The sequence below is a fragment of the Micromonospora lutea genome (assembly GCF_016863535.1).
Lineage (GTDB): Bacteria > Actinomycetota > Actinomycetes > Mycobacteriales > Micromonosporaceae > Micromonospora > Micromonospora lutea.
In genome coordinates this window covers 55,109-67,716 of sequence record NZ_BOPB01000029.1, presented here as the reverse complement: position 1 = coordinate 67,716, position 12,608 = coordinate 55,109, and the positions used below count along the sequence as shown (strand labels likewise).

The following is a 12,608-nucleotide window of genomic DNA, read 5'->3' as shown; positions in this document are numbered from 1 at the left end:
TTCTCATCGGGGACCGGGCACGACAGTGACACCGCGTAGGCGGCAAAGTGGTCGCAGGCGAGCCCGGCCAAATCGGGTGCACGGCGCCGGGCGTATCACCACGATAGCTCGGGTGTTGGGTAAATGCCCAGCTCAGAGGCGCTTTGATTCAGCTTGGAAAAGCCTGAGAGGCAGAGTGGACGACCGGCAGGACCACTGCGGACGGATGTTCCGGGTCGTGCATGATCTCCCGGAATCCACCACGGAGCGTGACAGCCGCGCCGAGGGGTTCACCGGTTCCAGGGTTGCGGGCGTAGCGCGGATGGGCGCCGCCGGACACCTGTAGCCGCAGCCGATGCCCGGGGGCGAACCGGTGGGCGGTGGGCCACATCTCGACCGGCACCGCCACGACGCCCGTGTGGTCTGCGGAGAACCGCTGTGGATCGAGCCGGACCAGCCCGTCGCAGATGTTCCACGAGCGTCCTCGACCATCCACGTCGCACAGTCGCACGAAGACGTCCAGGTACGTCAGCTCACTGCGCAGGTGGATCTCGGCGCGTACCGGCCCGATCACCTCGACGGCGGCGGTCAACGGCTCGCTGGTCCAGGTCAACACGTCGGACCGGGCCTCGACCGGGCGGTTGTCGAACGGTCCGGCCCGCTGGGCCACCAGCAGTGGACCGCCGAGTGACGGCGTCGGGTCGGCCGGGTCGTACCAGAATCCGTCCGGCGGTGACGGCACCGGCTCCGAGGTGCTCAGGACCGCCCCTGGATGCAGGTGCCACCGGACGGTGTCGGCGGGTGGCGGCCAGTTCGGCAGGTCACGCCACCCTCCGCCGGGCCCGCCGACGTGCACCCGCACGGGTGCCGTGGCCGCCGCGTCGGACGGGTGGGCGGCGTCCACCGGCCGCTGGGCACCGGCCCGGTCGTCGCCGAGGTGGGTACCGAGCCAGCTCAGCCCTTCCCGCAGCGCGGCCACGAACAACCCGGGGCTGCCGTGGGTCCACGGCCCGACCACCAGGCGCGGATCCGCACCGGTGGCCCGCAGCGCCTCGTAGTCGCGCAGTTGGGCAGGCAGGAAGATGTCGTGCCAGCCGCTGACCATCGCCACCGGGGCGCTGACCAGGTGGAGTCGGTCGTCGAAGACCCGACTGCGCCAGTAGTCGGCCTGCGGGGTGTGGTGCCGCAGCCAGTCCTGGAAGAACGGCACGGTCACCCCGGTCGCGACCCGGTCGGCCTCGATCAGCGGAAGGTGGGACAGGGCGGCGGTCAGCTTCGGCTGACCGCGTTTGAGCTCCCACTGGCGGGCCAGCCACGGCACGGTCTGCGCCTGCAGCAGCTCGGCCCAGGTCAGCACCGTGTCCAGGGCGAACGACTCCCCCGCGTAGGTGGAGTCACGGGTGGTCGAGGCGGTGGCCACCGCGACCATCGCCCGCAGTTGCGGGCCCGCCTCCGCCGCGAGCGCCCACTGCACGAAGCCCTGGTAGCTGGCGCCGAACATGCCGAACGCGCCGGTCCACCAACGCTGCCGGCGCAGCCAGTCGAGCGTGTCCAGACCATCGTCACGTTCGTGTACGAACGGCTCGAACTCACCACCCGAGCCGCCGGTGCCCCGACAGGACTGGATGACCACGTGGAATCCCTGCTCGGCCGCGATCCGGCAGAGCAGCCGCATCGGCCCGGCCCGGCCGTACGGGGTGCGGATCAGCACGGTCGGTGCGGCGGTCAGGTCGGGCGCGTAGTGGTCGGTACGCAGAATCACTCCGTCGCGTACCCGTAGGGCGATGTCCCGGTCGACGGTGATCCGTCGGGTCCGCGCCGGTGGCAGTCGCAGCGCGGCGGTGGCGAGCCCGGCCGCCAGACGATCAAGCACGGCTCACTCCGCCCGCCGTCGCTGCGGCTCTGGCCGGGCGGCACGAACCTCGTCCCGGTGCTCTCGCAGCGAGGCTCCCATCTCCGTCATGAACCGGTACACCACCTCCAGCTCATCGTCGCGGAAGCCGGCCATCACCCGGTCGGTGCGCTCGCCCAGCGGCCGGAAGAAGCCCATCGCCAGCTCGGCGCCCTGTTGGGCGTAGCGCAGCAGCACCTTGCGCCGGTCCGCGGTGTCCCGGTCGCGGCGCAGATGCCCGGCGCGTTCCAGCCGGTCGACAAGGGCGGTGACCGAGCCAGAGGAGAGACCGAGATGCTCGCCGAGCCGGCCCGGCGTGATCGGGTCGCCGAGCAGTTCGGCGTCCATCACGGCGATCAGTGCCTGCAGGTCGGTGGCGTTGAGTCCGTGCTGGCCGGCGAAGGCGTGACCGACGTGCTGCGCGTCCACGCCGTACCGGCGCAGCTCGGCCGTGATCTCGGCGATCAACACGTCCCGGCGCGTGTCGCGCCGGCGGTACATCCCGTGAGCTGCCACGTCCCGCCGCTTCCTCCCGACGTCCCGCTTCGCAGCATAACCCGAGTGAGACCCTCGTCTCGACTGACGAGATTCTTGGTAGCTGAGCTGTTGCAGCAGCAATCTTGATGGGTAAGAATCTCGGCTGTCTAGATAATTTCCGGCTGGGGGTCCTGATGTCCGTGTTCACCCGCGTCGCGGGCGGTCGCCTGAACGCCTGGTTCACCATACTCGCGGCGCTCGCCGTGGGCGCGGCCGTCTTCTGGCTGCCCGTCCCCGACAACCCGGAGCCCGTCTCCGCCACCGGCCTGTCCGACCGCTGGCAGTCGACCCAGGTCGAACTGCTCCAGGACGAACTGCCGGCCAGTGACATCCAGCCGGCCATCGTGGTGGTCACCCGCGACGACGGCGCGCCACTGACCGACGGCGATCGCGCCGCCGTCGGCACCGGCACCGACGCCCTCCGCGCACTCGCCGCCGGCGGTCAGGTCGCGCCACCGCAACTGTCTCCCGACGGCACCGTTGCCCTGGTCGCCGTGCCACTGAGCACCCAGGGCGGCCAGGAAGCGGTAGCCGCCACCGTGGCCGAGGTACGCGAGGCACTGACCACCCTGCCGACGGAGTTGACCGTCGAGGTGACCGGCGCACCGGCCTTCACCGCCGACCTCACCAAGGTCTTCGACGGCGCCGACACCACCCTGCTCGCCGTCACCGCCACCGTCGTCGCGCTGCTGCTGCTCGTCACCTACCGCAGCCCGCTGCTGTGGATGGTGCCCCTGGCCGTCGTGGCCGCCACCGAACAGGTCACCCTGCGGGCGCTCGACACGGTCATCCCGGCGGTCGGCATCAACTTCGCCGGCGGTGCCGTCACCGGCATCGCCAGCGTCCTCGTCTTCGGCGCCGCCACCAACTACGCCCTGCTGCTGATCGCCCGCTACCGGGAGGAACTGCGCCGCGAAGACGACCGGTTCACCGCCATGCGGGCCGCGCTGCGCCGCACCGCCGAACCGATCCTCGCCAGCGGCACCACCGTGATGCTCGGCGTACTCACCCTGCTGCTCAGCGAGCGGGAACTCAACCAGGCCCTCGCCGTCGCCTGCGCCACCGGCATCCTCCTGGCCATGGCCTCGGCCCTGCTCGTCCTGCCCGCCGCGCTGGTGCTGCTCGGACGAGGCCTGTTCTGGCCGTTCGTACCGCACGTCGGCAGCGAGGCCCGGGAAGGCCGGATCTGGGGGCGGCTCGGTGCCGCCGTGATCCGCCGCCCGGTGCCCGTCGCGGTTCTGGCCACGCTGCTGCTGGTCGGGCTCGCCCTGGGCGGCCTCGGCCTGCGGACCGGGCTGTCGGAGACCGAGCAGTTCCGGGTACAGCCGGAAGCGGTCGCCGGAGCCGAGACCCTTGCCCGCGCCTTCCCCGCCGGCACGACCCAGCCGGTCGCGGTGATGACCCGACCCGACACCGTGCCGGCGGTCACCGCTGCCGCCGCCGCCCTGCCCGGGGTCGCCTCCGCCCGCCCCGGCCCCGCCGGCCCCACCGTCGCCCAGGTCGATGTCGTGCTCGACGCCGAACCCGGCACCGCCGCCTCCGACCAGACACTGGAAGCCCTACGGGACGCGGTCGCCGCCGTACCCGACTCCGCGCCACCCGCCCCGTCGGGCGGTGACACCCCGACCGGCGCGATCGTCGGCGGCACCGTCGCCGGCACGTACGACGCGGCGAAAGCCGACGGCGAGGACCTCCGCGTCATCCTGCCGCTGATCCTGCTGCTGGTCGCGGCCGTCCTGATCCTGCTGCTGCGCGGCCTGCTCGCCCCGGTCCTGCTCGTGGTCACCGTGGTCGCGTCGTACTTCGCCAGCCTCGGCGGCGCCTGGCTGATCTTCGATCACGTGCTCGGCTTCCCCGCGCTGGACACCAGCGTGCCGCTGCTCGCGTTCGTGTTCCTGGTGGCACTCGGCGTGGACTACAACATCTTCCTGGTCACCCGCGCCCGCGAGGACGCCCGCACCGCCGGCACCCGCGAGGGCATGCTCTCCGCACTACGGGTCACCGGCGGGGTCATCACCAGCGCCGGCATCCTGCTGGCCGCCGTCTTCGCCGTCCTCGGCGTCCTGCCGCTGATCACCCTGACCCAGATCGGGATCATCGTCTGCCTCGGCGTGCTGCTGGACACCCTGCTGGTCCGCACGGTCGTCGTCCCGGCCCTGGCGTTCCTGCTCGGAGAACGCTTCTGGTGGCCCGGCCGGGTCACCGCCGATCAGAACCCGAGGCAGACACACTCCGACATCAACGCCCGGACGTTGCGTACGTAGCTCGGGTTCGGGACAGCCAACGGCTGTCCCTCCCGGGCCACCGCCCCATGACCGTAGTTGTACGCGGCGATGACCGCGTTCAACAGGCACGAGTTCAGCTCGGAGGTGCACAGGTCGGCATCGAGCCGGTAGTCGGCGTCGAAGTACATGTCACCGATGTACTTGGTGAGCCAGGCCAGGTAGGTACCGCCGAGGTAGGCGTTGTCCCGGTAGTCCGACACGTCGTAGCTCTGCCCGAAGCGCTGGTTCATCCAGGTCGCGGTGTCCGGCATCACCTGCATCAGGCCGATGCCCCCGTCGCAGGCCACGATGTTGGACTGCCAACCGCTCTCCTGCCAGGCCGTCGCCTTGATCAGACTCAACGGGATCCGGATGTCCGGCGCCGACGTCGGCCAGTACGTCCGTCCGGCCGCATCGGTCAGCGCCGCCTTCGCCTGCGCGCGGCTGGCCTGATCGCCCTTGTAGCTGGGCTCGCAGCCGGTGGGTGCCGGCTTCGGCGGGGCGGGTGGCACCTTGGTCTCGGTCGGCGGCTTCGGCACCGCCCGAGGTGCGGTGGCCGTGCTCCGCTTCGGCTTCGGGCTCCGCTTCGACGGCGACGGCGACGCGCTGGCACTGGGCGTGGGCTTCGGCGCGGCCCCCATCGCCTCCACCGCCGACGGTGTCGGCGACGTCTCCTCCGGCACCGCCGATCCGGTGGGCTCGCCGGCAGCCTCCGGCACCTCCTCCGGCAACGCGACCGGGGCCGGCACCTCCGCCGCCGGAGTGTCCACATCGGCACATCCACCGGCCGTCAGCAGCAGCATCGCGGCGACCACCGCGACACCCCACCGTGCGACACCGCGTCCCATGTCGGCTCCCTCCGGCCGTGATGAACCCGCCGCACACTAACAGCCACCCACCGTCGCGTGTGGCCCGTACGACCTCCGCCGATTCCGTCGCGAAGCCCGTACCGTCGCATCTGGTTCGCGCGGATCAGCACACGCGACTCACCGTGCGCCGGAACCACCGCTGGACACCGCACGGTCCCGGGTGGCCCAGGCGACCATGAACACCGCTGTCCAGGCGGCCCCGAGCAGCACCGCGCCGACGGTGCCACTGGCCGTGCTCAGGCCCAGGTACAGACGGGCGCCGCCGATGGTGACCACGCCGGCGACCGCCAGCGTCCACGCGGCCACCGCCACCGGCCACCGGGCGCCCCGCGACAGCAGCCACGCCAGCGTGCACAGACTCGCGGTCACCACCACGTTCTGCGTGGAGAACAGCACCACCCGCCCACCGGCGGCCAGGTCGGCCACCGCCGCCAGCACCACCAGCGGCACAAAGGCGCCAACCGTGCCGACCACACTGAGCAGATCGGCGCGCCACGGCCGGTGCCGCCAGGCCTGCACCAGGGCCACCACCGCCACCACCACGATCAGCGACGAGCCACGCAGCACCGACACCGCCGCCTGCGTCGCCTCCACCGCCTCGGGTGTACGCCGAGCCGCGAACCAGCTCGCGATCACCCCGTCGACCAGGGCCAGACCGCTGTGCCGGACCACCGCCCGCAGGGTCCACGCGATCACCAGCGCCACCGCGAACAGCAACACCACCCCGGCCGCCAGATTCGCCAGCAACGCCCACGCCGGTCCGAGACGCAGGGTCAGCAGGAAGAACAGCAATCCGTAGCGGGCCGACAGCCAGCGCAGCGGCGGCAACCGGGCCGCCCGGGTCAGCAACGCCCGCGCCGGATCGGGGTTCCGGCCCAGCCAGCGACCCGCCAGCAGCACCGCGACCAGCGCGGCCACCAGCACCAGCACCGCGCCGGTGGCCTGGCCCAGCAGCCGGGAGACGGTTTCGTGCGACTCTCCCGCCAGATGCCCGACCAGCACCGAGGCACCCACCCAGGTGGTCACCCCGACCAGGTTCCACGGCGCGAACCGGCGGTACCGCATCCCGGCCGCACCGGCCAGCCGGGGCACCAGCGTGCGGGCGAACGCCACCCAACGGGCGGTCAGCACGCCCCGCCCACCCATCCGGTCCAGCATCGCGTCGGCGCGGGCCCACCGCTCCGGCCCCACCCACGCACCCCACCTGCTGGCCCGCAACCGGGGCCCGTAGCGCCGGCCGGCCCGGAACGCCTGCGCGTCGCCGAGCGCGGCGGCGGCGATCATCACCAGCAGCGCCGGGCCGAGCCGCAACGTGCCGGTGTACGTGAGGAAGCCGACCAGCAGCAGGGTCGCCTCGCCAGGCGCGACCAGCCCGATGATCAGCGCCGTCTCGGCGGCCACGACCAACGCTGCGAGCACATAGATCAGCCACGGCGGCAGGCTCTGCATCGAACTGAGCAGATCGTGCACGACGCCCCCGGATCACCTCGGCAGGACTGCTCTGCAAGTGTGACAGCGCCGGGCCGCAGGGGAGGGACCACCCGGGGTGACCCCGACGCCACGGGGCAACCGCACAGGCGGGAGGATGGAGCACATGCAGCTTCGCACCGACCTCCGCAACGTCGCCATCATCGCTCACGTCGACCACGGCAAGACCACCCTGGTCGACGCCATGTTGCGGCAGGCCGGCGCCTACGGCGCCCGGGGTGAGGTGACCGAGCGGGTGATGGACTCGATGGACCTCGAACGCGAAAAGGGCATCACCATCCTGGCCAAGAACACCGGCGTGCGCTACCTGCCGGCCGACGGCTCCGACCCGGTCACCATCAACATCATCGACACCCCCGGTCACGCCGACTTCGGCGGCGAGGTCGAACGCGGCCTGACCATGGTCGACGGTGTGGTGCTGCTGGTCGACGCCAGCGAAGGGCCGCTGCCGCAGACCCGGTTCGTGCTCCGTAAGGCGCTCAAGGCCCGCATGCCGATCATTCTGGTGATCAACAAGGTGGACCGTCCCGACGCCCGGATCAAGGAGGTCGTGGACGAGGCGTACGAACTCTTCCTCGACCTCGACGCCGACGAGGCACAAATTGACTTCCCGATCGTCTACGCCTGTGCCCGTGACGGCATCGCCTCGCTCACCCAGCCCGCCGACGGGTCCGTGCCGCAGGACAGCCACAGCCTGGAGCCGCTGTTCCGCACCCTGCTGGACACGATTCCACCGCCCGCGTACGACGAGAACGCCCCGTTGCAGGCGCACGTCACCAACCTCGACGCCTCCCCGTTCCTCGGCCGTCTCGCGCTGTGCCGGGTGCGTCAGGGCACCATCGCCAAGGGCCAGAGCGTGGCCTGGTGCCGCACCGACGGCAGCACCCAGCGGGTCCGCATCTCCGAGCTGTTGATGACCGAGGGCCTGGAGCGCAAACCCGCCACCAGCGCCGGGCCGGGCGACATCATCGCGGTCGCCGGCATCCCCGAGATCATGATCGGTGAGACCCTCGCCGACGCGGAGAACCCGATCCCACTGCCGCTGATCACCGTCGACGAGCCGGCGATCTCCATGACCATCGGCACCAACACCTCACCACTGGTCGGTCGGGTCAAAGGCGCCAAGGTCACCGCCCGGATGGTCAAGGACCGCCTGGACAAGGAACTCGTCGGCAACGTGTCGCTGCGGGTGCTGCCCACCGAGCGGCCGGACGCCTGGGAGGTGCAGGGCCGAGGCGAGCTGGCCCTGGCGATCCTGGTCGAACAGATGCGCCGCGAGTCGTTCGAGCTGACCGTCGGCAAGCCGCAGGTCGTCACCCGGGAAATCGACGGACGCACCTGCGAACCGGTGGAGCGCCTCACCATCGACGCGCCGGACGAGTACCTCGGCGCGATCACCCAGCTGCTGGCGACCCGCAAGGGCCGGATGGAGCAGTTGGTCAACCACGGCACCGGCTGGATCCGGATGGAGTGGCTGGTACCGGCCCGCGGCCTGATCGGCTTCCGGACCGAGTTCCTCACCGAGACCCGGGGCACCGGCATCCTGCACCACGTCTTCGAGTCGTACGAGCCGTGGTTCGGCGAACTGCGGACCCGCAACAACGGCTCCCTGGTCGCCGACCGCTCCGGCAACGTCACCGCGTTCGCGATGACCAACCTTCAGGAGCGCGGCCAACTCTTCGTCGATCCCGGCACCGAGGTGTACGAGGGCATGATCGTCGGAGAGAACTCCCGCTCCGACGACATGGACGTCAACATCACCAAAGAGAAGAAGCTGACCAACATGCGCTCGTCGACCGCCGACGAGACCGAGAAGCTGATCCCTCCGCGCAAGCTGTCCCTGGAGCAGGCCCTGGAGTTCTGCCGCGAGGACGAATGCGTCGAGGTCACCCCGGCCGCCGTCCGCATCCGCAAGGTCGTACTCGACCAGACCCAGCGGGCCCGCACCGCCGCCCGCCGCAAGCACGCCGGCTGACCGTCGATGGCCGGCGACGACCGCCACGCGTGGCTGGACCGTGAGGCCGGCACCACCTCGGTGTACGCGGGGCCCGTCGGGGCCCCGCCCACCTGGACCCGACACGCCGACGTCACCCACTACGCGGCGAGCACGATGAAACTGGCCGTGCTCGCCGCGCTGCACCGCGCCGCCGAGGCCGGCCGCCTCGACCTGGACGCCCCGGTCGACGTCGTCAACCGGTTCACCTCCGCACGGCCGGACGCCCCGCCCTACTCCTGCCGCCGGGCGTACGACAACGACGGCGCGGTCTGGGACCGGCTCGGCGCGCAGGCGTCCCTGCGGTGGCTCGCCGAACGGATGATCGTCCGCTCCAGCAACCTCGCCACCAACCTGGTCATCGAACACGTCGGACTGCCCGCGGTGGCAGAGGTTTGGCAAACCGTGGGCGCCCGGCGCAGTGTCACCGGGCGCGGCATCGAGGACTTCGCCGCCCGCGAGGCCCAGATCACCAACCTGGTGACCGCCGCCGACCTGGCCGCGCTGCTCGACGCGATCGCCACCGGCGCCACCCACCCCGGTCCGCTCGCCTCGCCCGCCGGCTGCGCCGCCATGCTGGAGGTCCTCTGCGCCCAGCAGATCCGTCAGGACATCGCCGAAGGGCTGCCCGCCGGCATCCGGCTCGCCCACAAGAACGGCTGGGTACGCGGTGTCCGTCACGGCGCGGCGGTGGTCTACCCCGAGGACGCCGACGCCTACCTGCTCGTCGTCTGCACCACCGTCGACACCGACCAGACCGGCACCCGCTCCGACGCCGACGCCCGCCAGTTGGTCGCCGACATCTCCCACCAGGTGTGGCAGGCCCGCCACAACCTCGCCGCGCTCACTCCAACAGGTTCGCCCGCAACGCCGCCACCGTCTCCTCGGTGATCCCCAAGCCATCACGCAGGTACGCCCCGAAGGACCCGTGCACCTGCCGCACCTGCGCGTACGCGGCATCGAGGTACTCGGGCCGGGCCTCCAGCACCGGCCGGACGGCTCTCTCGTCGAGCCCCGGGTGACGCTGTCGCATCGCGTCGACGATCACCTCGCGCAGACTCTCCGTCAACGGGTTGTGGGCCAGGTAGTCGGCGCGGATCGCGGCCTCGTCCACCCCGAGGGCGTGCAACAGCACCACGGTCAGCCAACCGGTGCGGTCCTTGCCCGCCGAGCAGTGGTAGACCAGCGGAAGGTTACGGGCATCGGCGACCAACCGGACCGCCGCGGCGAAACCCTCCCGGGCCGAGTCCCCGGTGACGAACCAGCGGTAGATCGCCGCCATCGCCGCCGGTGTCCCCTGCCGCGCCAACTCCGCGTACTCGCTGAGATCGTGGCCGAGCAGCACGGCCGAGACGTACGTGAAGACCGGGTGCGCCGGGTCGTGCACCGGCAGGTGCACCACCGTCGGCTGGCCCGTCAGCCGGTCCGGCGGCGCCACCGACACCTCTGACTGGGCTCGAAGGTCCACCACGCAGGCCGGTTCGAGCTTCGCCAGCACCGGCAGGTCCTCGTCGGTCAGCCGACCCAACGCCGGCGTACGGATCAGCCGTCCCGGGCGTACCCGTCGGCCGCCGAACCCGATCAGGCCACCGAGGTCCCGCGCGTTGGGCGCGCCGACAAGGTTCCAGTCCGACGTGCTCGCTCGCTCACTCATCTGTCACCCACCCCTCGGGTACAGGGTGCCGTACCCGATGATCGTCGCGGCACGCACCCACCGCACGACGCTCGGCCGACCTCGTCCCACCGGATTTCCGGGCAGCACCGCCGAGCCTGTCGCGTAAATATTCAGACTGATGAATTGATGGGGGGCCTGATGTTCCCTATGGTCCGAACAACGGGGGTGCGACCGACCGGGGGTGATCGTGCCGCAGGGCACCGAGGCGACCGTCCACCTCGCCGTCGCTGCCCCGTGGCGCCTCCGACGCGGTCCAGCCGATGGACGCCCCGGCGCTCAGCTCACCCGCCGACGCCGGGGCGTGAGCGTCCCGCGTACCGGCATTCGTCCTCGGTACCGGCGTCCGCCGCGGGGCCGCAGCCGCATCGGCGGGTGCTGGAGGTGGGACAGCTCAGCTACGGGAATCCGCCAGCTCACGTCGCCGGTCCCGCGAGGACCTGGCCAGGCTCGCCGCCGTGGCCACCGCCAGGGTACCCAGGATGATCATCAATGACAGCCAGATCGGGATGTGCGGCGCCCAGCCGACGTGTTCGCCGTTGTTGATGAACGGCAGCTTGTTCTCCGCCAGCGCCTCCAGGATCAGCTTGATCCCGATGAAGCCGAGCACCACCGCGAGCCCGTAACTCAGGTAGATCAACCGGTCGAGCAGCCCACCGAGCAGGAAGTAGAGCTGTCGCAGACCCATCAACGCGAACACGTTGGCGGTGAAGACGAGGTACGGCTCGTGGGTGATACCGAAGATGGCCGGAATCGAGTCGAGAGCAAAGATCAAGTCGGTGGTACCGATGGCGATCATGACGATGAGCATCGGGGTGAACATCCGCCGGCCGTTCTCCCGCACGGTCAGCCGGGCCCCTTCGTAGCCCCGCGAGATGGGCAGCGCCCGCCGGCTCCAGCGGATCAGGACGTTCTCGGTGAACTCCTCCTCACTCGACTCACCCTGCCGGGCCAGGTTGATCGCGGTGTAGATCAGGAACGCACCGAAGATGTAGAAGACCCAGGTGAACTCGGAGATCAGCGCGGCACCTGCGGCGATGAAGGCGCCCCGCATGACGAGCGCGAGGACGATGCCGATGAGCAGCACCTTCTGCTGGTACTGCCGGGGTACGGCGAAGCGGGCCATGATGATCACGAAGACGAAGAGGTTGTCCACCGAGAGGCTGTACTCGGTCACCCAGCCGGTGTAGAACTGCACCGCCACGCTTCCGCCGGCGGTGAGCCAGAGACCACCACCGAACAGCAGAGCCAGCCCGACGTAGAGGGCGACCCAGAGACTCGACTCCCGCACGCTCGGCTCGTGCGGCCGACGGCCGATGATGAGCAGGTCCACCACGAGGATCGTGGTCAGGGCCACGAGCGTCGCCGCCCACACCAGTCCGGACACGTTCACAGTCTCATTCCTCCGGCAATCGCTCAGCAACCGGCACACGGTACGCCTTCCGGAGCGTGCCGGTCGCCCCATCCCCTCTGGGCGTCCTAGGAGGATGGGCTACCGGGGTGCGAGGGGGCGGCACCGACGGCCAACGGATGGGACAACCGACCGGCCCGACATGGAGCGCGTACCGATGTGGCAGGCTGCCGCCATGGTCCTTGAGGTAGCGCTCATCGATGTCATCCCCGGCCACGAGGAGGCGTTCGCCGCCGCGTACGCCCAGGGGCATCCGTTGCTCGCCAGCACGCCCGGTTGCCGCTCGGTACGCATGACCCGGGGCCAGGAGTCCCCCTCCCGGTTCGTGCTCCTGGTGGAGTGGGACTCGATCGAGGCACACGAGCAGAACTTCCGCGCCACGGAACGCTTCGTCGGGTGGCGGGAGTTGATCGGCCCGCACTTCGCCACGCCGCCGCGGGTCGAACACTTCGTCGACGTGCCGGCCTGACAGCCGTCGGATCACCACGCGCCGAGCCGAGAAGT

The 12,608-nt window shown here is 70.9% G+C and carries 10 protein-coding genes; 4 read left to right on the top strand and 6 right to left on the bottom strand.

Annotation, left to right across the window (positions count from 1 at the left end; all coding sequences use genetic code 11):
* Positions 1–148: 148 nt before the first annotated feature.
* Both Vlu01_RS22995 and Vlu01_RS22990 read right to left on the bottom strand, forming a co-directional pair.
* Positions 149–1,852: a CocE/NonD family hydrolase gene (locus tag Vlu01_RS22995; RefSeq protein WP_204003101.1), complete on the bottom strand. Its 1,704-nt coding sequence runs from the start codon at positions 1,850–1,852 to the stop codon at positions 149–151.
* A gap of 3 nt (positions 1,853–1,855) precedes the next feature.
* A complete protein-coding gene (locus Vlu01_RS22990) occupies positions 1,856–2,371 on the bottom strand; it encodes a MarR family winged helix-turn-helix transcriptional regulator (RefSeq protein ID WP_204003317.1) in 516 nt (171 codons plus the stop codon).
* 170 nt (positions 2,372–2,541) lie between these two features.
* Here Vlu01_RS22990 and Vlu01_RS22985 point away from each other — a divergent pair, with 170 nt between their 5' ends.
* Positions 2,542–4,671 (top strand): MMPL family transporter, encoded by a 2,130-nt coding sequence (locus Vlu01_RS22985; RefSeq protein ID WP_204003099.1) that lies wholly within the window; start codon positions 2,542–2,544, stop codon positions 4,669–4,671.
* Here the strand turns inward: Vlu01_RS22985 and Vlu01_RS22980 are convergent.
* A complete protein-coding gene (locus tag Vlu01_RS22980; protein ID WP_204003097.1) occupies positions 4,617–5,519 on the bottom strand; it encodes a transglycosylase SLT domain-containing protein in 903 nt (300 codons plus the stop codon). The genes Vlu01_RS22985 and Vlu01_RS22980 overlap by 55 nt on opposite strands.
* A gap of 138 nt (positions 5,520–5,657) precedes the next feature.
* Positions 5,658–7,010, bottom strand: a complete 1,353-nt coding sequence (locus Vlu01_RS22975) for a DedA family protein (RefSeq protein WP_204003095.1) — start codon at positions 7,008–7,010, stop codon at positions 5,658–5,660.
* A gap of 124 nt (positions 7,011–7,134) precedes the next feature.
* Here Vlu01_RS22975 and typA point away from each other — a divergent pair, with 124 nt between their 5' ends.
* Together typA and Vlu01_RS22965 are read left to right on the top strand one after the other, a co-directional pair.
* Complete coding sequence (gene typA / locus Vlu01_RS22970; RefSeq protein ID WP_204003092.1) at positions 7,135–9,003, top strand: translational GTPase TypA; 1,869 nt, start codon at positions 7,135–7,137, stop codon at positions 9,001–9,003.
* 6 nt (positions 9,004–9,009) lie between these two features.
* On the top strand, positions 9,010–9,912 hold the full coding sequence (locus Vlu01_RS22965; RefSeq protein ID WP_204003090.1) for a serine hydrolase: 903 nt from the start codon (positions 9,010–9,012) through the stop codon (positions 9,910–9,912).
* On the opposite strand, the gene Vlu01_RS22960 is transcribed toward Vlu01_RS22965, so the two are convergent.
* A complete protein-coding gene (locus Vlu01_RS22960; RefSeq protein WP_204003087.1) occupies positions 9,866–10,675 on the bottom strand; it encodes a tyrosine-protein phosphatase in 810 nt (269 codons plus the stop codon). The genes Vlu01_RS22965 and Vlu01_RS22960 overlap by 47 nt on opposite strands.
* Before the next feature lie 412 nt (positions 10,676–11,087).
* Positions 11,088–12,086: a TerC family protein gene (locus Vlu01_RS22955; protein ID WP_204003084.1), complete on the bottom strand. Its 999-nt coding sequence runs from the start codon at positions 12,084–12,086 to the stop codon at positions 11,088–11,090.
* Between the two features lie 193 nt (positions 12,087–12,279).
* Between Vlu01_RS22955 and Vlu01_RS22950 the strand changes: the two genes are divergently transcribed.
* Positions 12,280–12,573, top strand: coding sequence for an antibiotic biosynthesis monooxygenase family protein (locus Vlu01_RS22950; protein WP_204003081.1), 294 nt, complete (start codon positions 12,280–12,282; stop codon positions 12,571–12,573).
* Positions 12,574–12,608: the final 35 nt, after the last annotated feature.

What these genes read in the sequence shown, in the direction of transcription:
- Vlu01_RS22990 (WP_204003317.1), bottom strand. Translation starts at nt 2,371, where the DNA reads ATGTACCGCCGGCGCGACACGCGCCGGGACGTGTTGATCGCCGAGATC.
- Vlu01_RS22985 (WP_204003099.1), top strand. Translation starts at nt 2,542, where the DNA reads ATGTCCGTGTTCACCCGCGTCGCGGGCGGTCGCCTGAACGCCTGGTTC.
- Vlu01_RS22980 (WP_204003097.1), bottom strand. Translation starts at nt 5,519, where the DNA reads ATGGGACGCGGTGTCGCACGGTGGGGTGTCGCGGTGGTCGCCGCGATG.
- typA (WP_204003092.1), top strand. Translation starts at nt 7,135, where the DNA reads ATGCAGCTTCGCACCGACCTCCGCAACGTCGCCATCATCGCTCACGTC.
- Vlu01_RS22965 (WP_204003090.1), top strand. Translation starts at nt 9,010, where the DNA reads ATGGCCGGCGACGACCGCCACGCGTGGCTGGACCGTGAGGCCGGCACC.
- Vlu01_RS22960 (WP_204003087.1), bottom strand. Translation starts at nt 10,675, where the DNA reads ATGAGTGAGCGAGCGAGCACGTCGGACTGGAACCTTGTCGGCGCGCCC.
- Vlu01_RS22950 (WP_204003081.1), top strand. Translation starts at nt 12,280, where the DNA reads ATGGTCCTTGAGGTAGCGCTCATCGATGTCATCCCCGGCCACGAGGAG.